Genomic DNA, 23957 nt, shown 5'->3' with positions numbered 1-23957 from the left:
CGGTGATCCTGATGGGAACACCGGCTGAATGAAAGTATCAATTCCGTAAGCGATCAATCGCCTGGGCCAGCGCCACATAGAGGCGGCCCATATCCGATGATAGCAGCGTTACACCCAAAGAATTGCCATCGCGGGTTGAAAGTACGTTGCGGAGCATCGCTTCAAAATCGTGAATGTAGCGATTGACGGTTTCCCGGAAGTGCAGATCATCTTCGTAAATCTCTGTGATTTGTCGTGTTTCGGGGTTGTCCAGCAGGCGCACAGCCCGACGGGTGAAGATACCACGGTCGCCGCGCAGATAGCTGGCCCATGCCGTGTCGGTGACGTCGTTGGTGAAAGCTTTGCCAATATCGATCGCGCTTGAGTTCAGGGCTTCGATAATCAGCGCCATCCGGCGAGCAAAGTCATTGTCGAGCTGTTCTTCAGCTTGCTCGCGTGCATAGGCGACCCGGCTTTCGAGATTTCCGGCCAGTTCGTTCACGCGGTTTAGTTCATCAGCAAGATGTTCTGCTGCTTCCCGGCTCTTCTCACTCGCATTTCGGGCGAGGTCCTCCAGTTCGCGAATGGCTTTTTCGGAACGTTCCCGCAGAACTTCTGTGATGCTGTCGCCGCTGTCTTGCGCAATCTTTTCAGCAATGGAGCGGATGGCACTGGCGTTCTCACCTTCCAGATGCGCGAGTGCCTGACGGGCAGCGTCCTGCATGGCAGTGATAGCTTGCTGGAGTTCAGTCTGCGCCCGTTCCGCCAGTTGTGTGCTTTCATTATTGGCTGCGGCGAGTGCATCGCGCAATTCTGAGATGCGGGTTGCATGGGCAGAGCCCTTTTCCGCCAGACGTTCATGCAATGCGTCAAGCTGCTGCAGAGCAGCCATTCCTTCAAGCCGCGCTTTCTCAACCTGACTGCTAATTTCTGCCCCCTTGCGGCCTGCATCCCCCAGGCCTGCAGAAAGGCTTTCCACTCGCTCTTCAAACTGGGTGAGCTGTGTTTCCGCTGCTGTAACGGATTCTGGAAGGTCATTCCGGCTGTGTTCGGCGCTTGAACGGATGATTTCGAGCAGACGTATACTGTCATTCGTAATGGTCTGGACCATGACGCCCGTACTTTGGAGCGTTTCCCGACTGTCAGATAGGCGATCACGCATCGTCGCAAGAGTATCGGCCAGAAGCGTACCCGTTTCGTCGCCTTGGTCCACAATCTCCTGCATCCGCAAGCTAAGTGTAGCCACATGGTCGGACAATGCGTTGCCGCGTTCTACCAGGCGGCTGACGTGATCTACTTGCTCTTCCTGACGAGCAATAAGCTGGGCATCAAAAGTCGCGAGACGGGCATCAAGCGCGGCGAGCGCTTCTGCTTCATGCTGCTGAGCAAGTGCTGCACGCTTGGATGCTTCCACATCGAACCGGTCGAGCCGTTCGCTCAACCTTGTGTCGAAATCTGCGGTTTGCTGATTGAGTGAAAGAAGACGTTTTTGAGCACTTTCCACTGCGCGGCGGTCAGTCTCTGAAATCTGCCGGAACGCTTCCTGCATCCTGTCACTGATAGCGGCGCATTCTTCCTTCCACCGAGCGAGCGCTTCATCCTGACCGTTGCGGATATCGCGAGCAATCCGGGCACCTTCTTCGTTGAGCGCAGTCCCACGTTCACGCAATGCAGCGAGGGCTTCTTCTTCATGGTTAGCCAGTTCGGCGCGCTTTGCAGCCAGTTCTTCAGCCAATGAAGCCGCACGGCGGCGGATGGTGGCCAATGCTTCGATTTCGCGTACATCGAGTTCGGAACGAAAATCTTTGCTCTTTTCATGGAGCGCAGCGAAGCGAGCGCGGGTCTGGACTTCCAGCTGATTAGCCTGCGCTTCAAAGCCGGCAAGGGTGGTGTTCACCTGTTCACGCAGAGAACCAACCTGTTTCTGGGTTGCATCGCCAAATGCGTTGAGGCGTTCAAAACCGTTAATAAGCTCACCGAGCTGGCTTTGCGCTGTGTTCCCGACTTGACCGATCTGATTGGCGACATCACGCGCTGAATTGGCGATGACCGGCAAGTCTCCGCGCAATTTCTCCATATTATCAAGCGCTCTATGGCTTACCTGACCAATGGAGTCGACCTGATTACCATTGTCACGGATCAGTTCTTGCAAACGGTCAGCGTGGCCGGAGATACGATCAGTGGCGAGGCGACCGAGGGCATCAAGATCGCGAGACTGGGCAGCGATAAAGTCACGCGCCAGGCTCAATTCCCGGTTGATAGTGGAAAGGCGGTTTTCCAGATTGGCGGATTCCTGCGACAAATTGCGCGCAATATCGCGGAAACGCATGGCTTCACGACGACTGTTGCGCATCGCCAGCAACCAGAGGGCAACCACCAGCAGGACCGGAACAGACCATGAGGCAATCCAGCCGGACCAAATTTCTGCGGATGCACCTGCAAACATATTTTGATGGTGGGCGTAGATAAAAAATGCAGTCCATGCCGTTACAACGAATATTGCTGCTACTTTAGCAGGCCATTCTCTGGCTGATCTCCGCGCATCGCCTTGCAAATCTTCTGGCCCCACAGAACTGTCTTCCACCCATTCTCCCTGAAGCTCGGAATGCTCATTTTCCGGTCCATAAGCAGGATTTTCGATGCCGGGAGAGTTTAACCGGCTGCTTTCGTCCTGCGAGGGTTGCGCCAGATCAGGCTGCTGAGAGCCGATAGAAATGAGAGTCTTACTGCTTACCATGCTGTCCAGATTACCACAGGCGCGCGATTGAGAAACCCCAAGACACGCACAGATCCACGATTAAAAGCAGAAAGTTGTCTGCTTCCGCTATAAAGCTGTTTCGTGTATCTTGGCTAACGCCTGATTAATGTTGATTGCGTGACATTCCTTATCCTCACGGCTTGGCATATCAAGGCTTGTGACCTAGTTAGCCGCGCATATCCATAAGGAGCCATGGCTTGCGGATCGCGCTGATATCACTGTTGCATCAATCGGATGATGCCCCTTCCGTCTTGCGCGGAACACTATCACTCGGTGGGCGAAGTGTGGCCATCCGTCAGCTCGAGTTTGCTCTAGCGTTAGGGTGTGAGAGAATATTATGCGTGGCACCCGGCGATCAGGCCGAATGCGTAAGGCTAGCCAAATCTGCTAAGGATCGGAGCGCCAAACTGCGCATTCTGAGTGAGGCCCGCCAGATTGTAGGCCATGTTCACGCCGATGACGAGCTTGTGGTTCTTGCCGATGGCCTGCTGCCCGAAGCTCTGGAGCCGTTTGATTGCCTTGATCAGGGAGCGGGTGTGCTTACTCTCCCGGCGGACAAAGGCGTTCCAGCAGGTTTTGAAAGGATTGATGGCGGCAAAGCGTGGGCTGGCGCCATGATGCTTCCGGGGCATCTGGTCGAGCGGTTGTTGGAATTGCCTGCGGATGTTGATCCACAACCTGCTCTTTTAAGAATTGGCTTACAGGAGCAAGTTCGCGAGAAAGCTATGTCCGATGAGCTGCTTGCAGAAGGCCGTTGGCTGATGTTGCAGCGACAGGCTGATGTCGAAGTGCTTGAACCTGTGTGGTTGAGCAGGGTGGTGCCTGTTTCAAGCAGTTTTTCTCCGGTGTGCTTTATTGCATCGTTCTTGTTGCGGCAGTTTGGTTCACAACTGTCGGAAAATATTGATACAATCCGATATCTGTCGGGTGGCGTGATTGCTTTGTTTGCCTTGGCTTTTGTAGCCGCGTGGTTCGGCTTCACCACTGTGGCTTTTGCTTTACTCCTTCCAGCCCCCCTGATGATCGCTGTGCGAGAAGGGGTGGTTGTTATCCGAAAAGACAGTATGGGGCGGGTTCTTGCGAAAGAAGATCCTCTCGCTTCTCCGATGAAAATTGCACTGGATGCCGTTTTAATCGTCATTATGGTTCAATGTCTTGAGGAGGCTTGGAGCTTACGCCTCTTTGCACCTATCATGCTGATTGGATTGCTCTTCCTTTCCAAGGAGAAGCGTCGTCCAGCTTGGGTTGAGCTGCTCAATGATCGCGTGATCCTTGCCCTTATACTGACTATTGCGAGCTTTTTGAGCCAAGTTGGAGCAGTCATCATGCTGCTTGCATTGAGTCTCCTGTTATTCTGCGTCTGGCGGGTTTGGGAAGGGAAAAGGTAAGGAGGTTTTTAACTCTAACGCCTTAATAGAACTCATGAAATGAGGCATGGATGAATCATTCCAATCACAATTCGGTGAAGGCTGCTCTGGATGAGCAACTTGCGCATGGCGAAGCTGTGGTTGCAGAATTTACGCCTGTGCTCCGCCATCTTTTGACGATTGATGATCCGCTTTTGTTCAGTGATCGGATTGTTGCACATTCGCGTGGAATGCTGTCGAATATTGCCTATCAGCTTGTCACTTATCTTGAAGATAATTCTAATAATAACAATAAAATATCAGTATTTTCTGATAAGGTGGATGAACTTTATAATTCGCTGCTGAGTGATCAGGAAGTGCTGGATTTTGTGCATGCAGAAGCGCTTGAATGGCAGCTGGCAGATCGCCTTGAAACGCAGCTTGGGCTTGATCCGGTTACCCCTCCGATACTTCAGGAATTGGTGCGCTCCGATCAGGTCGAACTCGCGCAATTGGCTAAAGATGTGCAGGCAGTGCAGGCGAATGCTGCGCAAATGGCGAGACGCATGGAAATGCCTTTAAAAGCACTTCCGGCAGATATTTTTCACAAAGTGCTCCTCATATTTGAGAAAGGCTACATAGAGACACAACAGGCACACACGGTGGCACAGTTGTGCGTATCCTTGCGTGAAACCTATGCTGAACGCAAAAGACGCATCAATAAGATTGCTCGTATGCTACTGCTGATGGGGCGTCGCCTCCGTGAAGCGCTTTTTATCGAGAAGGCAGGTGTAGCCATTTTTTCTACGGCGCTTGCTGCTGCATCCGGGGAAGAACGCAGAAGGCTCATTTACACTTTGAGTGAAAGCCAGGCATCGCGATTGGGTTTAACAATGCGAGCGGCCGGCCTGAGTGAAGAGGAAATCAATGAGCAGATCGCTCTGCTTCATCCTGGATTGAGCGTGGATATTCCGTTTGATAGGATTGCATATAGCAATGCGCGCAATTCGGTTGAACGAGGTTCGTGCGTGTCGGAGGCTGAATGAGGCTTGGTGCAACCAGTAGCATCGCGAGCGCGATCACCGATCAACGGGATTGGTTGATCGAGGCGGATGAGCCACTGGCAGGGTTGCAGCGCAGGCGCGGGGGAACAATTCCCGGGATTATCGCCATTCCATCCCTACTCGAAGTGGTGCGTAAGGCACGGGAAACAGGACTGAAATTGTCTCGTCCCATAGTTACCATTGCACAGGGCCAGGACATTTCCGCTTGGGTTGAGGTGTATCCGGGAGATGATGGCTGCCAGATCAGTGTTGTCAATTGGGATGAAGCCCCGTCTTCCCATGCAAAAGAGGATTTGAGCACCCATTATCAGCCGGTGATTGAGCGCTATTTGGCCGGATTGATCGCCCGCATCGGCGCATCACAGGAAATTCTATCTGTTCAGGCATATGATGCGGAGTTGGAGCCGTTGGCTGAACAAATGCGTGAAGCGATCGGTCGACGTTGGACTGAGCTGATGGAATTCTCCGATCAGGATCTGCCGGCAGATGATGATTGGCGGCAGTTTGACAGGATAGAACTCGACGTTGAAGGGAGTGCGCGCAGTTGGATGATTTCCCTCATTCCTCTCCAACAGGGAATATCACAGGAGCGTGCAAAGCCAACAGGTTTTGATCTGCTTCTCTTACCTTCCCCATCTCGCTTCCACGATGATGAAGAGGAGGAAATTCCGCCCAGTTTTATGCCCGATAACAGTCAGTCCTACGATTCCGTTATTGGAAGGGAAATCGGAGCGGTATTGCGTCAGCCTATCACCAGGATCATCGCCAATGCCGAAACAATCCGGACACAAATGGCAGGACCTTTGGCGCACGAATATGCCAATTATGCAGCTGATATTGCCTCCGCAGGAGAGCATTTGCTGGGATTGCTGGACGATCTGGCTGATTTGGAGATCGTGGAATCCGAGAGTTTCGTAACGTCGCCCGATCGGATTGATCTGGCTGACGTGGCCCGACAGGCGAGCGGTATCCTCAACATGCGGGCAATGGGGCGGGGTATGATAATTCATACCCCGCGTAGCGGAGATACTATGCCCGCTATTGGCGAGTTTCGTCGGGTTTTGCAAATCTTGCTTAATGTTGTTGGAAACGCGATTGCTTACAGTCCGGATGGTTCGGAAATTTGGATCAAGCTTACGCATAAAGGCAGGCGAGCCATTATCATGGTTGAAGATCAGGGAGCAGGCCTTAGCCCAGACGAACAGAACCGTTTATTCAAGAAGTTTGAACGCCTGGGCCGCAAGAATGATGGCGGATCAGGGTTAGGCCTCTACATTTCCCGACGCTTGGCCCGGGCAATGGCTGGGGACTTGACGGTTGAAAGTGTGAAGGGCGAGGGGGCTCGGTTCATTCTTGATTTGCCTGCTGCTGGATAAAGTAGAGAGGTGTTACTTATTCACCACCTAAAGTCTGGCCTAAGCGGGCCTTCACCTTCCGTACCCTGCCTTTGATCATGCGATTGCGCCCGGTCGATTTTGCTTCATACAGCGCTCGATCCACGGCTTTTAATGCAGCGTCACCATCGCCTTCGAAAAACGCAAGAGGCACTACGCCACCGCTGATCGTGATGAAGCCCAGCCGGCACGAACGATGGGGGATAGCAACTTGCGCTACGGCAGATGCTGCATTGCTGAGCGCAGCTTCGCCTTCTGCTATGGTCTGCCTGTAAATCAGGGCTGCAATCTCTTCACCGCCATAACGGTAAATTCGCGCATCAGGCATCGCAATTTGCAAAATGCTGACGACCCTTCGCAGAGCTTCGTCGCCTGCGGCATGGCCATATGTGTCATTATATAGCTTGAAATGATCGACATCGAACAGGGCGAGAACCACCGTTCCGCCGTCTTTTGCTGCTTTGGCAAGATCGCGGTCAAAAGCGCGGCGATTATAAGCATGGGTGAGGGCATCCCTAAAGCTCAGCTCGTTCAATTTCTGATTGGCTTTGCGCAAATCACTGGTCCGGCTGATGACTGCCTGTTCCAGTTCTTCGCTCGCATAATCTATCTGTTTGGCCATGTGTCGGAAGGACCGGGATAATAGGCCTATTTCGTCACGCCGCTGCTCTGGCATGGCAGCATTACCAGCCCCGACAGCCTTATATTCGCCAAGGGAAATCATCTCACAGGCCTGTTTCAATGCCTTGAGGGGGCGTGCGATGTTGCGTTTGAGGACAATGGCAAAGGCAAAGATCAAGAGCCCGGCAAGCCCTATCAAAAGCAACAGAAGGACGTAGCTGGCTCGGTTGACATCACCGCTGACGATGGTGTGCGGATACACTTGCACCAGCCACCATCCTCCGTCGTTCAATTCGGTTACGCCCAGATAGGCGCCTACCTCAGGGTCATCCACGATCACCGGGGAACCATCTTGTGGGACATGTGAGCGCTTTAGCTGGCTGTAGATACTGATAAGATCTGCATCACCAAGGTCCGTTACACCTGTTTCACCGGAACTTTCGCTGAGCTCTTCCATATGATCGGGATGTGCGATCACTTTTCCATCACGCGTAAGGATCATCAGATAGCTGCCATCGGCAGATTTTCGTGTGATAAGACGCACCAACTCACCCAGTGCAATATCAACATTGATAGACGCTAGCTGCCTGCCATTAGGGGCGTCTACGGGCAGCATATAAGACCCCATCCAATCCTTCAGGCTCTTATCGAAATATATTCCGGCCCAAATAGGGTGGCGGTCAGGATCATTGGCTTTCTGTGTGGTTGTGATGACCGGGCGTGTAGTCAGCTCAAGGCTGCTATCAGCCTCTAACCCCCATGGGATAGCTGGCCAGTGAGCGATCAATGCACCTTCAGGAAGAGTGACGTGAAGATTGGTAAAATCATTCATCCATGCAGGAGAGAACTCATCAACCAGCCGATAAGCCAGCACCAGGCGTCGCTTCAGGTCGTCGTTCAGCGGTAAAGCTTCTTTGCCTACGAAACCGGTTGTTCCACTGTGCAGCAGGCCGTCTTGATCACGATAACCATAATAGAATTCAGGCCGCAGACGAACAGTACCGTCCGGCATAGAAAGGTAATAGCGGTCAAAATTAATCACCGGGCGGGGATCATTGTCCGCATAGGCCGAGAGATATGCTCGGCGGAACAACTTTACGTCATGTTGTGCATGAGCAAATAGCTGGCTTTCGGCACTTCCACGTTCACCAACATAGTCGCGGAGATTTTCAAGTTCTTGACGCTCGGCCTGACGATACAGAAAAACAAAGGCGATTGCTGCCATCGCGAAGGCACCAAGCAGGCTGATAACAACCATCCGTAAGATGATATGGGAAACAAGCGATCCGCTTGCACCTTCTTCCTGAGGTGATGTTTTGGCATGTCGCCTGAGAGTGGCAGAAAAGCGGCCAATCTTTCCGCGCAGTTTCATTCTCTCCACACCAAGCCAAACCCCCAGCAGCCTGTTAGACAACACCACATGACATTGCACGTGAATATTGTAGCTATCTAATTAACAAGTGAGAGATTTTTCATTTTTTTTGCAGAGGAGCGCTAGGGGTATAGGTAAAAATAATAATGCCCAGCATATCATCGATCTTGTCTGAAAGACCAAGAGGTGTCTGGTGAGCGCAGAGTTTGATGGCAAGCTTAACGAGCTTCCGCTTCCAACCAGTTCTTCCAGCTAACGGCGTTTGCAATAGCTCAGCCATATAAAAACGAGGCCGACGACAATGGCGACAGCCCCGTTATATGCCCATTCGCGATCAGCCAGCATGAAGCTTTCTGCTGGCCACATCACAAGGCCCAGACCCTGGAGCATCCAAAGGGTACCAGCTAGCGCGATGACTATTCCGGCAATCAACCCCAGGTATCTGAGCATATTGTGACTTTCGCTTAGCGATTGGCGATAGGTGTATAATCGCGCTGTGTCGGGCCTGTGTAAAGCTGACGTGGGCGACCGATAACCTGACCTGGATCAGAGATCATTTCGTTCCACTGTGCAACCCAGCCTACTGTCCGAGCAAGTGCGAAGAGAGCCGTGAACATAGTGGTCGGGAAGCCGATCGCGGAAAGGATGATTCCTGAGTAGAAGTCCACATTCGGGAAGAGCTTCTTTTCAGCGAAGTAATCATCGCTCAATGCGATTTCTTCAAGGCGCAGTGCGGTCTCAAATACCGGATCTGTAACCTTGAGCGCTTCAAACACTTCACGAACCGTCTTCTGCATAACCGTGGCGCGTGGATCGTAGTTCTTATAAACGCGATGGCCAAAGCCCATCAGACGGAACGGATCGTTCTTGTCCTTGGCGCGCTCAATATAATGCGGGATACGGTCCGGCGTCCCGATTTCACGCAACATGTTGAGCGCTGCTTCATTCGCGCCGCCATGGGCAGGGCCCCAGAGGCAGGCAATACCGGCCGCGATGCAGGCGAACGGGTTGGCACCGGAGGAGCCAGCAAGGCGAACCGTGGAGGTAGAAGCGTTTTGTTCGTGATCAGCATGGAGGATGAAAATCCGGTCCATCGCCTTTTCAACTTCCGGAATGACTTCATATTCTTCAGCCGGAACGCCAAAGGTCATACGCAGGAAATTGCCGGTGTAAGACAGGTTGTTGTTCGGATAGACAAAAGGTTGGCCGACCGAATATTTGTAAGCATTGGCAGCGATCGTCGGCATCTTGGCGATCAGACGATGGGAGCTGATCTTGCGATGCTCAGGATCGGAAATATCCGTGCTGTCATGGTAGAAAGCGGACAGAGCGCCAACTACGCCGCACATGATCGCCATTGGATGGGCATCACGGCGGAAGCCCTGATAGAACTGGCGAAGCTGTTCATGCAGCATCGTGTGATGCGTGATGGTATCTTCAAACGTGTCCAGCTCATCGCTCTTCGGCAATTCGCCGTTGAGGAGCAGATAGGCCACTTCCATGAAGCTGGAATTTTCTGCCAGTTGACCGATCGGATAGCCACGGTGCAGCAGCACGCCTTCCTGGCCATCGATGTAGGTAAGGGCGCTTTCGCAGGACGCCGTGGACTTGTAGCCCGGGTCAAAAGTAAATTTACCAGTGCTGCCGTAAAGCTTGCGAATGTCGATTACATCCGGCCCGGTGCTGCCTTGCAGAACCGGGAATTCGACATTCTCATCGCCTACCTTCAGCGTTGCCTGTTTGTCAGCCAAAGCGCGTCTCCTTAATCATTGATTTTTGCTGGCAGAAGCAGCCTGCGCGTCATCAATACGCGCAAGGCTTTCTTCCTTTCCAAGAAGGACCAACACATCGAAAATGCCGGGCGAAGTCGTCTGCCCTGTCAGCGCTGCCCTCAATGGCTGCGCGAGTTTGCCAAGCCCCAGCCCGAGATCTTCGGAATGCTGTTTCAGATTGGCCTCCAGCGCTTCCATTGTCCAGTCCGTTTCACCTTTGAGACGGGCTGAAATAACGGCAAGTCTTTCGCGTGCTTCTTCATCCAACAAGTTGGCGGCTTTTTCTGTTATTTCAAGCGGGCGTTCCTTAAAAAGAAACGCCGCCCCGTCAGCCAGTTCGATGATGTTGCGTGCGCGGGTTTTCATCACCGGCATCGCTTCGGTGAGGAGATCGATGTCTGCCTTCTCACCGATCCGTTCTGCAACGAGTTTCGCCAAACGGGCGTCGTCAGCTTCACGAATATAGTGACCGTTGAGGTTGCTGAGCTTCTTCAGATCGAACCGTGATGGGCTGCGGCCCACACCTTCCAGATCGAATAGCGCAATCGCTTCCTCGCGGGTAAATTCTTCCTTGTCACCATGGCCCCAGCCTAGGCGCAGGAGGTAATTGAACAATGCTTCTGGCAAAATGCCCAGCTCATCACGATAGGCGTCCACACCCAAGGCGCCGTGGCGTTTGGAGAGCTTGGCGCCATCATTGCCATGGATCAGCGGAATATGGGCGTAGGTAGGGTCTTCCCAGCCATCCTCAATCCCCTGCATGGCATGAATGATCTGGAGCTGCCGAAAAGCATTGTTGAGATGATCATCGCCGCGAATGATATGGGTGACGCCCATATCCACATCGTCCACCACCACGGCGAGCATATAAGTGGGCGTGCCGTCCGCGCGCAGCAGGATGAAATCGTCGATCTCGGAATTATTGACCTTCACGCGGCCTTGTACCGCATCTTCGATCACCGTTTCGCCGCGCTCAGGGGTCTTGATACGAACCGTAAAAGGTGCGCCTTCAGGCGCTTCTGACGGATCGCGATCACGCCAGCGGCCATCATAGCGCAGCGGTTTTTTCGCGGCGCGCTGCTCTTCGCGCATCTGGGCCAGTTCTTCAGCCGTGGCAAAGCACTTATAGGCCTTACCGGCATCAAGAAGCTTTTGAACCACTTGCGCATGACGGTCTGCACGTTCTGACTGGAACACCGGTTCATTGTCGAATTCGAGGCCTAGCCAACTCAGCCCGTCAAAAATAACGTCAATGGCTTCGCTGGTGGAGCGCGCTTTATCCGTATCTTCAATGCGCAACAGTGCTTTGCCGCCATTGTGGCGTGCATAAAGCCAGGAAAACAGGCCGGTGCGGGCGTTGCCGATATGCAGAAAGCCCGTCGGCGAAGGGGCAAAGCGCGTGACCACGGCACGTTTTCCATCTGCCGATGCTACGCTGTCGCTTGCCATATTAACTCTGTTCCTATCCTATAGTTTTCATGGGCAGGGGCCAAACGCCAATGATCCCATTTGGGGATATGATCGACAATGCTGCACTGCCGCGCACGCATTGGCGAAAGCGCGCGCTTTTGTCCAGCTTGGGGGATCGCGCAGACGCATTTTTGGCCCATGCCGGATTTGATCGCGCGCCCTGGCTGGTGGTGGCCTTCGCTTCCGGAATAGGGCTGTGGTTCGTGCTTTCCAGCCCTTTTTGGTGGCTCTTAACCATTGTTATCGCGTTGTTGACAGGGGCATGTGGATATTTCCTCTGGCGTAAAAAAGATCAACGGCATGAGTTGCAAATCGCCATCATGGCGTGTTGCCTATGTCTTGCTTTCGGAGTCGCATTAGTATGGGCAAGATCCGAGATTGTCGGCGCGCCTGCGATTGAGCGCCCACAGATCGCCAGGCTTAATGCGCGTATCCTCCAACGGATCGAACAACCCGCCTCAGGCCGTGTCAGGCTGGTTCTGGCTACACGTAGCCTGGAAGATGGCAAAGCGAGCAAGATCCGGGTCAATTTGCCGCTGGAAAAAGACTATCCTGAGCTGCGCGAAGGGGCTGTCATAGGTTTGCAGGCACGGCTTATGCCACCTGCTCCGCCGCCTTTGCCAGGAGGGTATGATTTCGCGCGTGCTGCATGGTTCCAGGGATTTGTTGCCACTGGCAGCGTGCTGGGCGATGTCGAATTGCTTGAATCAGGAAAGGAAAGTCGATTTTTTAGTGGTTTGCAGAGGTTCCTTTCAAGCCATGTTAGGAATAATCTCGGTGGACCAGCAGGCCACATTGCTGCCGCTTTTGCTAGTGGTGATCGTGGCTCCATCAGCGATGAAGACGATGCAGCGATGCGGGATTCCGGATTAACGCATTTGCTTTCCATCAGTGGGTTACATGTCAGTGCTGTGATTGCCGGTGCCTATTTCATCGCGTTGAAATTGTTCGGGCTTTTTCCTTCACTTGCCCTGCGATATCGCCTTCCTCTTCTGGCAGCAGCATTCTCGGCATTGGCAGGGATAGGGTATACGCTGCTGACCGGAGCAGAAGTGCCAACCGTCCGCAGTTGCATTGGCGCGGTTCTGGTGTTGCTGGCGCTGGCTTTAGGGCGAGAACCTCTGTCCCTGCGCATGGTTGCTGTGGCGGCCTTCGTGGTGTTGCTTATCTGGCCGGAATCTCTGGTTGGGCCAAGCTTTCAGATGAGCTTTTCTGCTGTCATCGCCATCGTTGCATTGCATAGCGCTGCGCCCATCCGTGCTTTCCTTGCTCCGCGTGAAGAGAGTTCATTGACATGGATGGCTCGCCGGACCGCCATGCTGTTGCTGACCGGGGTTGTGATCGAATTGGCCCTGATGCCAATCGTTCTTTTTCATTTTCACCGGGCGGGCGTTTACGGTGCTTTTGCAAATGTCATTGCTATCCCACTGGTAACATTTGTTTCCATGCCTCTTATTGCCCTGGCGCTGGTACTCGATATCATCGGGCTCGGTGCACCGGTCTGGTGGTGCGTTGGCAAATCGCTTGATCTGCTTTTGGGTATCGCCCATTTCACCGCATCGCAGCCCGGTTCAGTAACAATGCTGCCCGTGATGAGCGCAGGGACTTTCGCACTTTTTGCATCGGGTGCTTTGTGGCTAGGACTATGGCGAGGGCGTTCAAGATTAATGGGATTTGTCCCCATAGCTGTGGGAGTATTGATTGTTCTCAGCACTCCGCCACCGGATATTCTCATTACAGGCGATGGCCGTCATGTGGTCATCACAGGGGAGGGCGATCAGCTTCTGAGTTTACGAGATATCAACAGCGACTTTACCCGTGACAATCTGAAAGAATTATCCGGTGTGGATAGTGAGCTCTTATCTTTGCCCGACTGGCCTGCGAGCAGGTGCAGTCAGGACTTTTGCGTTGTTGAGCTAAACCGGGAAGGGAAAAACTGGCAAATTCTTATGGCCCGCAGCCGTGCGCTGATCAGCGAGCGAAACCTTGCAGCAGCGTGCGAACGTTCTGACATTGTGGTGGCGAACCGCTTTTTGCCGCGTAGTTGTAAACCCCGCTGGTTAAAAGCGGATCGCAATATGCTCATACACAGCGGTGGGTTGTCGATCTCTCTGGCCGATCAAAAAATTCGCAGTGTCGCTGATATGCAGGGAAAGCACGGATGGGCGCAGCATTGGTCAGATGGGCGCTGATCTGCACTCTTCGAACCGGGTGAAATTTACACCGGCAGTAAGTGCAAATTATCAATGATAGCGGCGCAATAGCCCTGCTAGCTTACCCTGAATACACACCTCATCAGATGCATATGTCTGAGCTTCATAAGCAGCATTTGCCGGGTCGAGATGCACCTTGCCGCCTTCTCGGCGAAGATATTTCAAGGTTGCTTCTTCGTTGCGCACAAGAGCGACAATAATTTCACCGTCACGCGCCGTATCGGTGCGCTTGATAAGCGCGAAATCGCCATCAAGGATGCCAGCATCAATCATGGAATCGCCTGATACTTCAAGCGCATAATGATCTCCACTGCCCAAGAGTGCAGCAGGAACAGGCAAGATCTGACTGTCTTCCATCGCTTCTATAGGCATACCAGCAGCGATGCGGCCATGCAGTGGAAGTTCGATAACATCATTGGCTGGTGTAGACTGCCGATCATTCGCGGCTGTTTTTGCCATAGTGGCAGAACTGTTTTGTTTTGCAGTTTTGCCAGCGGTGGTTTCATCAACCGATTTGAGCACCTCAAGCGCTCTTGCCCGATTGGGAAGGCGGCGGATAAAGCCGCGTTCTTCCAGAGCTGAAATCAGGCGATGAACACCCGACTTCGATTTCAGCTCCAAAGCTTCCTTCATTTCTTCAAATGATGGAGAAATACCGGTTTCTTCAAGTTTACGCTGAATGAAAAGAAGCAATTCGTGTTGCTTTGCGGTCAGCATTTTGACTGTCTCCTCATGGCGTTCTTGATGTTCCAACGCGTGAACGAATGAAGAACAATTAGGAAACTTTTAAAGGGTGGTCAAGCCATCCCAGCGCTATTGAGTGGGAATACGGCTACCATTTCGCCGATTTCAGCCTTTTTCGCCAAGGCTGGGCGTTCAATCAGGGCGTTAGATTGGCTGAGTGCCATCAGCCCGCTGCTATCCTGCATGGCATCAACGGGCTCCACACCGTCTCCAACATAGCGGCCGCGGAGAAATTCGAGCCGCTTGCCACCCGCTGGGATATTCCGCGCAAGTCGCATTATTTGCGATTGGGGAAGGGGGCTGGTGGCACCTGCCATTGCACGAAGCAGCGGCAGGAGGAAGAAATAGGCCGTAACATAACTCGATACGGGATTACCGGGTAATCCGAGCAGGATCTGCTTGCCTTTGCGTGCAATCATGAGCGGTTTGCCGGGTTTCATCGCAACCCGCCAGAAAGAGAGTTTAAAGCCAGCCTTTTCGAGCGCCGGTTGCAGAAGGTCATGGTCACCGACCGAAGCGCCGCCGCTGGTGACGATGATATCGGCATCCTCGGCATGGTTCAACGCCGTAGCAAGCTTTTCAAGATCGTCGGGGACTGGGCCAATATGGCGTATGTTGTCCGCAATCTGGCTAATCATTGCAGCGATCATCGCGCCATTGCTGGCAGGGATTTGGTGTGGGGCGCAATTGCCGGCATCTGCGGCCAGTTCATCACCCGTATCAATGATCGTTACCCGGGGACGCTGGTGGACGGCAAATTTCATGTGCCCAGCCGATAGAGCCAGTGCTATTTGTGGCGCCCCCATCAGGGCGCCGCGTGGCAGGAGTGCATCGCCTTCTTGAAAATCAAACCCAGCGCGGCGAATGTGGCGTGCCGTGGCTAAACCACCGGCGGCCGTTGAGAGTGCCTGACCCTCTCTTGCAGCTTCTTCCTGCAACAAGATCGCGCCTGCTTTTGCTGGTAGCAGCGCACCGGTTGAAATGCGCACTGCCTCTCCATTGGCGATTTCTCCACTGAACGGATGACCTGCCGCGCTTTCCCCAACGATTTTCCATGGTCCCGATGTATCGCCGCTTCGCATGGCGTAACCATCCATCGCAGAAAGGTCTGACGGTGGTTGGGTGCGCTGAGAGATGAGTGGACGCGCGAGGTAGCGCCCCAGTGTCTCAGCGATGGGCAGTTCCACCACTGGCAGCCTGTCTGCGAGCGCAAGAAGCTTCGCCTGCGCTTCTGTCAGGGGAAGAGGAGCTGGCAAATTCATCCGGAAAAGTGCCAGTCGCCCGATTTTCCGCCTGACTTTTGCTGACAAAACACCTGCTCAATCACCATGTGCTTGTCCAAGGCTTTAACCATGTCATAGATTGTTAGAAGCGCAATGGAAGTAGCTGTAATTGCTTCCATCTCTACGCCAGTTTTGCCTGTGAGGGACACTTTTGAAGTGGCCCTCACACCATCTTCAAGGAAGGTGAAATCCACGGTGACGGCGTCCAGTGCCAAAGGATGGCATAGCGGTATTAGCTCACCGGTTTTCTTGGCGGCCATGATTGCGGCGACACGCGCGACCGCGAGAACGTCGCCTTTGGGGGCATCTCCATCGCGGATGGCAGCCAGGGCTTCGGGCGACATACGAATGCACCCTGTCGCAGTTGCTGTGCGAACAGTGGCAGTTTTGCCCCCAATATCGACCATATTCGCATGGCCATTATCATCGAGATGCGAAAGCTTGCTCATCTCCCAAGCAATTCGCGCGTGGCTGCGGCGACATCATGCTGGCGCATCAGGCTTTCTCCAACGAGAAAACAGCGCACGCCATGCTGACTGAGGCGCTCAATGTCGGCATGTGTGTTGATCCCGCTTTCACCCACCAGAAGTGAACCTTCAGGTGCCAGAGGAGCAAGGCGTTCGGTGATGGCAAGATCTGTGACGAAGCGGCGTAGATCACGGTTGTTCACGCCGATCAATCGGGACTTGAGCGCCGCCGCACGTTCCATCTCGGCTTCGTCATGCACTTCCACCAGAACATCCATGCCGCGTTCCATAGCGGTGGCTTCGATTTCTGCCATTTGTGCATCTTCAAGCGCTGCTACGATAATCAGGATGGCATCGGCCCCGATGGCACGGGCTTCGGCAACCTGCCAAGGGTCAACGATGAAATCCTTGCGCAGTGCGGGCAGTGTGCAGGCTGCCCTTGCATCCATCAGATAGTCTTCATGGCCTTGAAAATACGGTGCATCGGTCAGGACGGAGAGACAGGCTGCACCGCCATCTTCATAAGCCTTGGCATGTTCCGCAGGGCGGAAATCTTCGCGGATCAAACCCTTGGAGGGGCTGGCTTTTTTGATTTCTGCAATCAATCCAAAACCATTGCGGGATTTCTCTTCCAGAGCTTTCCGAAACCCACGCGGTGCCGAAGCCTGTGCAGCGCGCCGATCAAGATCGTCCAGCGTTGCCAAGGCCTTTCGGTCGGCCACTTCGACGCGCTTGGTGTCACAAATTTCGATGAGTTTATTGGTCATGGTCATTTGACTGCGTCGATCCAGCATTCCAGCAATGATTTGGCGAGGCCCTTGTCGATGGCTTCAGCGGCTTCTTCGACCCCTTCATGCCAATCTTTCACTTCGCCTGCGACGATCAATGCGCCAGCAGCGTTAAAGAGAACGGCATCTCGATAGGCACCGGGTTCACCCAGCAAAAGCTTGCGCAAGGCATCGGCGTTAAATGCCGGATCACCGCCACGAATGGCGTTAATCGGATGGTTGGAGAGGCCCGCATCTTGAGGTGAAACGCGCTTCATGGAGACTTGGCCAAGGCGTGCTTCGGCCAATTCATTCCCACCAGCGAGGCTCAATTCATCGAGGCCTTCATCACCTGAAACGACCAGCGCGTGATCTGTCCCGAGGCGACGGAGCGCTTCGGCATAGATCGGCACATAGGCGGGACGAGCAATGCCGATAAGCTGGCGTTTGACCTTAGCAGGGTTTGCCAATGGCCCCATCAGATTGAAGATCGTCCGCCTGCCAATCGATTTGCGGATAGGCATAATCCGGCCCATGGATGGATGATGCTTGCCTGCAAAGAGGAAACAAATTCCGATATCTTCCAATGTCTCATGAGCGGTTTCTGCAGCTCTGTCGAGGTCGAGCCCTAGTGCTTCGAGCGTATCGGCAGCGCCCGCTTTGGAACTTGCAGCGCGGTTGCCATGCTTGGCCACCGGGACGCCGCAAGCCGCCACAACGAGGGATACAGCCGTGGAGACGTTCAGCGTGTGATGCCCGTCGCCGCCAGTGCCGCAAACGTCGATGGCGTTATCGGGCGCTGCAACAGGGATCATCCGTTCACGCATGGCGCGGGCAGCTCCGGCGATTTCGCTGGCCGTTTCGCCGCGTTCGGAGAGCGCAATCAGGAAGGCAGCAACGTCTTCATCCGATGATGTTTCACCATCAAGGATTGCGCCAAAAGCCTTTTGCGCACTTGCTTCATCCAGTGGTGTTTCGACCGAGGGAAGGCTCATACTGCAACGCTCTTTTGGTCGGCGCAAATATCAAGAAAATTGCGAAGCAGATCATGGCCGTGTTCAGTAGCTATGCTTTCCGGATGGAATTGCACACCATGAATAGGCAGCGATTGGTGGCGGAAACCCATGGCGCATGTGCCATCAAGGCCTGGCGTTTCACTGGTGCCATTCACAATAAGAGTGTCGGGAATATCCTCCACAATCAGTGAATGATAGCGCGTGGCAGTGAATGGAGAAGGCAGACCTTTGAAAAGCCCACTTCCATCATGCGTGACAGGGGATGTCTTGCCATGCATCAAGCCCCCCTGTTTCACCGTTCCGCCGAAATATTGGCCAATAGCCTGATGGCCAAGGCACACGCCCAGAAGTGGGCGCTTTGCAGCAGCGCAGGCAGCCACCAGATCGAGGCTGATGCCAGCTTCGGTTGGGGTGCAGGGGCCGGGCGAAATAAGGAACCCTTCTGCATCACTGGCAATGGCCTCACCAGCGGTGATAGCGTCGTTGCGAACGACTTTAACTTCTGCGCCCAATTCCATCAGATAATGGACGAGGTTCCATGTGAAGCTGTCGTAATTGTCGATGACGAGGATCATGGCTGAGCATTTGTCCGTTCTGGAGCGGCAATCAAGGGGTTGCGAGCTGGGTTTTGGCGTATCATTGGCCGAAACTCGGCTCACTTGCCACCCGGGCGGCTTCACGGGCCGCTGCAATCAACGCGCCAGCCTTGTGCTGACATTCGCGCTGTTCATATTCGGCGTTGCTATCGGCCACAATGCCAGCTCCTGCCTGAACATGCATCACACCATCCTTCACCACTGCAGTGCGCAAGACGATGCAGCTATCGACGGACCCGTCGGGTGAGAAATAGCCAACGCCGCCAGCATAGGGGCCGCGTGTTTCAGGTTCCAGTTCGGCAATGATCTCGCAAGCGCGGATTTTAGGAGAGCCTGACACTGTACCAGCAGGAAATCCGGCGAATACCGCATCAATGGCGTCATATGCCGGGTCAAGCCTGCCGACCACATTGCTGACAATGTGCATAACATGACTGTAACGCTCTATTGTGAAGCTCGCAGTAACTTTGACGCTTCCTGCTGACGACACGCGGCCCACATCATTGCGGCCAAGATCCAGCAACATCAGATGTTCAGCACGTTCCTTGGGGTCGACCAGAAGGCTTCCCTCATTAGCGAAATCTTCTTCCGCTGTTTTGCCGCGTGGACGTGTGCCCGCTATGGGCCGGATGGTGACTTCCCCATCACGCACGCGGACGAGAATTTCCGGGCTGGAGCCCACGGCAGCAAAGTCTGGCAGGTCAAGGAAATAGAGGAAGGGTGAAGGGTTAACCCGGCGCAATGCGCGGTAAAGTGCAATGGGCGGGAGAGGGAAGGGGCATGTGAAGCGCTGCGAGAGCACTACCTGAAAAATGTCCCCTGCGGTGATATAATCCTTCGCGCGGTCCACCATGCTGGCATATCGCTCGGGCGTGACGCGGGAGGTGAGTTCCATCTCCGGCAGATCAGTGCTTTGCGGCAGGGCCGGAACCGGGCCGGACAGCCGGGCCAGTGTGGCATCGACCCGCTCTTCCGCACGCGCAAGGGCTGCATCGGCAGATTCGCTACCGCTCCACAAAGGGGCGATGCAGAACAATTCATCCGATAAGCCGTCCATCACCAACAGGATGGTTGGGCGAACGAAGAGCATATCAGGTACATCCAGATCGCTCTGCGGTGCACGCGGCAATTTTTCCACCAGGCCGATGGTTTCGTAACCGAAATAACCCACCAGGCAGGCAAGTGCCGGAGGCAAAGCGTCAGGCACGTCTATCTGGCAGCTTTGCGCCAATGCGCGCAATTCAGATAGGCTATCGCCCGGTAGAGCTTCAAAATCTGCATGATCGTAAGTCCAGCGGCGATTGACTTCGCAAGTCTGGCCGGTGGCACGAAAAACGAGATCGGGGGCGATGCCGAGCAGGCTGTAGCGCCCCCGCTGATCGCCGCCTTCCACTGATTCCAGCAGGAAATCGCCGCGACCCGGCTCGATGAGCTTGAGGGCCGCCCCGATCGGGGTCTCCATATCCGCAACGACCTTGCGCCAGACAAGAGCGGGCTTGCCCTGAGCGAGAAGGTCACGGGCGGAGGCAGCGTTTTCCAGTTCTGTCATTATCATATCTCGGGCGTGTGCGGCCCGTTATCATCCTCAATTAAAACGATTATTCGCACCAGTGAGCTGGTCCTTCACTGCCTTGATGGCAGCAGGATTGCGGGTGGTGCCGATCTGCTTTTCAACTGCTTTGACGAATTGTTCGAGGTATTCGTCACCCACAACCGGGCCAAGGGCTTTGCGCGCCTGACCTATCAGCGGGTCGTTGTCTGCCAGCTTGCCGGGAGTGATTTTGTCCAGCTTGGCAACAAACCAACCATTTTCCTGCGGTGCTTCAAGGCGCTTGGTGGTGCCTTCTGCCATGCTGAAGAACAATGCGAGGACTGGTGGTACCTGGCCGCCACGAGCGATCTGTTCACGCGACATATCAACAGCATCCGATGGGGGCAGGGTTACTTTTTCAGCCGCCAGAGCTTCCTTGACGCTTTTACCCTCCGCAATGCGCTTCATAACGCGCTGAGATGCTTCCTTGGCCTTCAGGGAGCCTTCGTGACGACGCCATGCAGCGATAGCTTGCGCGCGAATATCCTTGAGGGGGGCGGCAGCAGATGGCGTTATTTCTGCAGCTTCGAACAGCAGGAAGGTCTTGCCAGGGTCGACTTCAGCGAGTTGCGGCTTGCCTTGCTCCATCTGGAAAGCAGTGCTCAGCGCGCGGTTGAGAACTTCAGGTGCCTTCTGGCCCTGCTTGCCATAGACATTGCCGTCCGCTGTCAGAGGTTCTGTTGTCTGAAGCTTGAGGCCGAGCTCTTTTGCAAGATCAGCAAGGCTGGCGCCGCTATCGAGTTCATCTTCAATCTTGCTGCTGCGATCGAGCAGTGCTTCACGCTTCTGTTCCTTTGCCAGCGTTTCGCTAATGGAACTGCGGACCTGATCGAGGCTGCGTGCCGGTGTGTTGGTGACTTTGTCAACGCGCAACAGATACCAGCCAAGACCGCCACGAGCGGGAGCGGTAAGCCCGCCTTGTTTGGCTGCAAAGGCTGCTTTTGCCACTTCTGGTGAAGCGTTAACGGAAAGATCAGACTGGTCAACCGGGCCGATTTGTGTGGTTGCAAGCCCCTTGGATTTGGCGACCGCAGCAAGTGACTTGCCGCTGTTCACTTCATCGAGAATCGCTTTGGCAGCAGCCTGTGTCGGTGCAACGAGCTGAGTGAAGCTGCGGCTTTCAGAGGCAGCATATTGGTTGGCGTCGCGCTTGTACCGTGCTGCAATCTGCGCCTCGGTGGGGGCCGGCAGATTTTTAACCGCATCATCGCCGAAGGTTGCGTAACGGATTACACGGCGTTCCGGGCGGATATAATCGTCCTTATGAGCGGTGTAATAGGCAGTGAGTTGCTTATCTGTTGGTTCACCCTTGGGCGCAAAGGCCATGCTGGGGATGATCGAAATCGTTCCCTTGCGGGTTTCAGACTGCAATGCTGCATAACGCCGGGCAATTGAGAGCGGCATTTCTGCGCCAAAACTGATTGGCGTGGTGAGCTGCTGACCAAGCAGGCTGGCAGAAATATCATCACGAACCGCAGCTTCGGTCAGGCCACGCTGCTGAAGCACGGCGCGGAACATGTTCTGATCGAAAGAGCCGTCTGGTCCGTTGAAATTACCGCTCTGGACAATTTCGCTGTCCACCAGCCGCTGGCCAGCGCGCAAGCCATATTTCCGGGCATATTCTGCGACGGCAGTGCGCTGGATCATCTGTTCGAGCACTTGGTCCGCGCCACCTTCAGCGACAAAGCTCTCCATCGTCAGCGTCGGATATTGCTGGCGCAAATTATCAAACGCATTGGTGATATTTGTCGAATATTCTGCAGTCCCAATCTTTTTGCCGCCCACGACAGCGACACGATCTCCGCCGGAAACACCTCCGAATGAGCCACTATTGGAGACATCCGCGCTGGCAAATGCGATGGCAATCAGAGCAAGGAATCCAAGGGTAAAGGCAATTCCTACCTTGGACTTGAAGAAATTTCGAAACATCTGAAGCATATTGGGTATATATCTTCCGAAAGGGCTGCGTAGAACGGACTACACTCTTATGGAAAGGGCGCTTTATCCGGCCTGCGGCTTGCCCGCAACAGTTCAGAGCGTCAATCTTGTGATCAGCGAGTCTGACTTTGACAAAATTGGCGCTTAGGATTAGCGGACCTGTCACTTTACTGCCTCTTTGGCACTTTTCTGAAATACAGGGATCACGGATACCCCATGGCCAAGCGCCCCTATATTGTCGGCAACTGGAAAATGCACGGGACACGCTCAATGCTGTCCGAAGCGCGCGCGATTGATCGCGCGGCTGAGCGCCTTATCAAAGCTGAAGTTGCATTGGCTCCGCCTGCGACATTGCTGCATGCAACCCGTAAGGAAGCAGATTTGATCGGCGTGGGCGCACAGGATTGCCACACTGCTGAAGGCGGCGCTCATACAGGCGACATTTCCGCTGCTATGATTAAGGATGCAGGCGCAGGTTTTGTTATTCTTGGCCATAGTGAGCGCCGCGCTGACCATGGTGAAACCAATGAAGATGTGAAGGCTAAAGGGCAGGCAGCCCTGTCTGTGGGTCTCAATATCATCGTTTGTGTCGGTGAAACCGAACAGCAACGCGATGCTGGTACGGCTTTGTCGGTCGTGACCGAGCAGCTTGCCGCGTCTTTGCCTGAATGTGCTGATGCCGGAGACCGTGTTACTGTCGCTTATGAGCCGGTTTGGGCTATAGGAACTGGGCGTACGCCTACGGTTGAAGAAATTGGCGCTATACATGCGGCCATTCGCGCCAGCTTGCTGGAAATCTATGGTGAAGCGGCACAGGAAGTGCGCATTCTTTATGGCGGTTCTGTAAAGCCTGATAATGCCAGCGAATTGCTTTCCATTCCTGAAGTGGGTGGCGCATTGGTAGGCGGTGCGAGTCTTTCTGCCGATAGTTTTGTCGGCATTGTCGCTGCGGCGATGGAGACGATCGACAATTGATGCAAAAGCAATTGATAAAGGCGCTTTTGTCAGGAAAGCATCTTTCGATGCTGTGTTAGTTTGAGTGGTAATGAGGCTCAAGGCTGTCTGTTAAGAGCCTTGGTCTTGCGAATGTCGTAGCAGGTCGCTATCTGCGCGGCAGGTCTGATTTATTGATTAGAGTGGTTGCTTAAATGTCCTTGTTCCTCTTCCTTACCGTTGTTCAGGCGATTGTTGCCGCAGCGCTTGTCGCTCTTGTGCTGATGCAGCGGTCGGAAGGCGGTGGTCTGGGGATTGGCGGCGGCGGTAGCCCTGGCGGTCTGATGTCTGCACGCGGCGCGGCAGATTTCCTGACCCGCATGACCAAATATGCAGCAACGCTCTTCGTCATTCTGTCGATTGTTCTTGCGGCTCTGGCTGTTAATGTGACTTCGGGCAACGATATCGATGATACGCTCGACCGTTCGGTTGCACCCGCTCAGAATGATCCGCTAGCAGGCGCAAATGGTGCCACTGCTACCAACAGTTCTGCTGCTAGTGATGCTGCCGCAGCGCCCGCTCCAGCCAGCAATGATCCACTGGCGGACGTTTCCAAGTAATTATCATATCCGG

General features: G+C 54.1%; 19 protein-coding genes. 6 read left to right on the top strand and 13 right to left on the bottom strand.

All coding sequences use genetic code 11. The annotated features are described in order from the left end of the window. Nucleotides 1-37: 37 nt before the first annotated feature. Complete coding sequence (locus tag GRI39_RS04455) at nucleotides 38-2716, bottom strand: coiled-coil domain-containing protein (protein WP_160738435.1); 2679 nt, start codon at nucleotides 2714-2716, stop codon at nucleotides 38-40. Between the two features lie 305 nt (nucleotides 2717-3021). Here GRI39_RS04455 and GRI39_RS04450 point away from each other — a divergent pair, with 305 nt between their 5' ends. The 3 genes from GRI39_RS04450 (at nucleotide 3022) to GRI39_RS04440 (ending at nucleotide 6523) form a co-directional block, all read left to right on the top strand. Continuing rightward, complete coding sequence (locus tag GRI39_RS04450) at nucleotides 3022-4125, top strand: hypothetical protein (RefSeq protein WP_160738434.1); 1104 nt, start codon at nucleotides 3022-3024, stop codon at nucleotides 4123-4125. Nucleotides 4126-4277: 152 nt separating this feature from the next. Further along, the gene (locus GRI39_RS04445) at nucleotides 4278-5129 is read left to right on the top strand and encodes a hypothetical protein (RefSeq protein ID WP_160738433.1); all 852 of its coding nucleotides are present in this window, start codon (nucleotides 4278-4280) and stop codon (nucleotides 5127-5129) included. Further along, nucleotides 5126-6523 (top strand): sensor histidine kinase, encoded by a 1398-nt coding sequence (locus GRI39_RS04440; RefSeq protein WP_160738432.1) that lies wholly within the window; start codon nucleotides 5126-5128, stop codon nucleotides 6521-6523. Before GRI39_RS04445 ends, GRI39_RS04440 begins: the two co-directional genes overlap by 4 nt. 16 nt (nucleotides 6524-6539) lie before the next feature. Here GRI39_RS04440 and GRI39_RS04435 read toward each other — a convergent pair whose 3' ends face one another. From GRI39_RS04435 to gltX, 4 genes are all read right to left on the bottom strand, one after another. Beyond that, on the bottom strand, nucleotides 6540-8534 hold the full coding sequence (locus GRI39_RS04435) for a diguanylate cyclase domain-containing protein (RefSeq protein ID WP_160738431.1): 1995 nt from the start codon (nucleotides 8532-8534) through the stop codon (nucleotides 6540-6542). A gap of 252 nt (nucleotides 8535-8786) precedes the next feature. Then, nucleotides 8787-8984 (bottom strand): hypothetical protein, encoded by a 198-nt coding sequence (locus tag GRI39_RS04430; RefSeq protein ID WP_160738430.1) that lies wholly within the window; start codon nucleotides 8982-8984, stop codon nucleotides 8787-8789. Between the two features lie 14 nt (nucleotides 8985-8998). Next, complete coding sequence (locus tag GRI39_RS04425) at nucleotides 8999-10285, bottom strand: citrate synthase (protein ID WP_160738429.1); 1287 nt, start codon at nucleotides 10283-10285, stop codon at nucleotides 8999-9001. A 15-nt stretch (nucleotides 10286-10300) separates the two neighbouring features. Continuing rightward, nucleotides 10301-11755: a glutamate--tRNA ligase gene (gene gltX, locus GRI39_RS04420; RefSeq protein WP_160738428.1), complete on the bottom strand. Its 1455-nt coding sequence runs from the start codon at nucleotides 11753-11755 to the stop codon at nucleotides 10301-10303. A 50-nt stretch (nucleotides 11756-11805) separates the two neighbouring features. Here gltX and GRI39_RS04415 point away from each other — a divergent pair, with 50 nt between their 5' ends. Next, nucleotides 11806-13968 (top strand): ComEC/Rec2 family competence protein, encoded by a 2163-nt coding sequence (locus GRI39_RS04415; protein WP_246204860.1) that lies wholly within the window; start codon nucleotides 11806-11808, stop codon nucleotides 13966-13968. Nucleotides 13969-14019: 51 nt separating this feature from the next. Here GRI39_RS04415 and lexA read toward each other — a convergent pair whose 3' ends face one another. The 8 genes from lexA to GRI39_RS04375 all read right to left on the bottom strand — a co-directional run bounded on the left by lexA (nucleotide 14020) and on the right by GRI39_RS04375 (nucleotide 22391). Continuing rightward, the gene (lexA, locus tag GRI39_RS04410) at nucleotides 14020-14706 is read right to left on the bottom strand and encodes a transcriptional repressor LexA (protein ID WP_160738426.1); all 687 of its coding nucleotides are present in this window, start codon (nucleotides 14704-14706) and stop codon (nucleotides 14020-14022) included. Between the two features lie 80 nt (nucleotides 14707-14786). After that, entirely contained in the window at nucleotides 14787-15995 is a 1209-nt protein-coding gene (locus GRI39_RS04405) for a molybdopterin molybdotransferase MoeA (RefSeq protein WP_160738425.1), read from the bottom strand. Then, nucleotides 15992-16465 carry a cyclic pyranopterin monophosphate synthase MoaC gene (gene moaC, locus GRI39_RS04400; protein ID WP_160738424.1) on the bottom strand — a complete coding sequence of 158 codons (474 nt, stop codon included), beginning with the start codon at nucleotides 16463-16465 and terminating at the stop codon, nucleotides 15992-15994. The genes GRI39_RS04405 and moaC overlap by 4 nt, the downstream gene beginning before the upstream one ends. After that, a complete protein-coding gene (gene trpC / locus GRI39_RS04395) occupies nucleotides 16462-17250 on the bottom strand; it encodes an indole-3-glycerol phosphate synthase TrpC (RefSeq protein ID WP_160738423.1) in 789 nt (262 codons plus the stop codon). Before trpC ends, moaC begins: the two co-directional genes overlap by 4 nt. Nucleotides 17251-17252: 2 nt before the next feature. Continuing rightward, nucleotides 17253-18245 carry an anthranilate phosphoribosyltransferase gene (gene trpD / locus GRI39_RS04390; protein ID WP_160738422.1) on the bottom strand — a complete coding sequence of 331 codons (993 nt, stop codon included), beginning with the start codon at nucleotides 18243-18245 and terminating at the stop codon, nucleotides 17253-17255. Further along, complete coding sequence (locus GRI39_RS04385) at nucleotides 18242-18841, bottom strand: anthranilate synthase component II (RefSeq protein ID WP_160738421.1); 600 nt, start codon at nucleotides 18839-18841, stop codon at nucleotides 18242-18244. Before GRI39_RS04385 ends, trpD begins: the two co-directional genes overlap by 4 nt. A gap of 61 nt (nucleotides 18842-18902) precedes the next feature. Next, nucleotides 18903-20417: an anthranilate synthase component I gene (gene trpE, locus GRI39_RS04380; RefSeq protein ID WP_160738420.1), complete on the bottom strand. Its 1515-nt coding sequence runs from the start codon at nucleotides 20415-20417 to the stop codon at nucleotides 18903-18905. A 30-nt stretch (nucleotides 20418-20447) separates the two neighbouring features. Then, nucleotides 20448-22391, bottom strand: coding sequence for a SurA N-terminal domain-containing protein (locus GRI39_RS04375; RefSeq protein ID WP_160738419.1), 1944 nt, complete (start codon nucleotides 22389-22391; stop codon nucleotides 20448-20450). Between the two features lie 216 nt (nucleotides 22392-22607). On the opposite strand from GRI39_RS04375, the gene tpiA reads away from it, so the two are divergent. Next, nucleotides 22608-23366: a triose-phosphate isomerase gene (gene tpiA, locus GRI39_RS04370; protein ID WP_160738418.1), complete on the top strand. Its 759-nt coding sequence runs from the start codon at nucleotides 22608-22610 to the stop codon at nucleotides 23364-23366. Nucleotides 23367-23545: 179 nt separating this feature from the next. Then, nucleotides 23546-23944, top strand: coding sequence for a preprotein translocase subunit SecG (secG, locus tag GRI39_RS04365; protein WP_160738627.1), 399 nt, complete (start codon nucleotides 23546-23548; stop codon nucleotides 23942-23944). The last annotated feature ends 13 nt before the right edge of the window (nucleotides 23945-23957 follow it).

Origin of the sequence: Altericroceibacterium indicum, assembly GCF_009828105.1 — a bacterium.
GTDB lineage: Bacteria > Pseudomonadota > Alphaproteobacteria > Sphingomonadales > Sphingomonadaceae > Altericroceibacterium > Altericroceibacterium indicum.
This window is presented reverse-complemented; position numbering and strand designations above follow the sequence as displayed.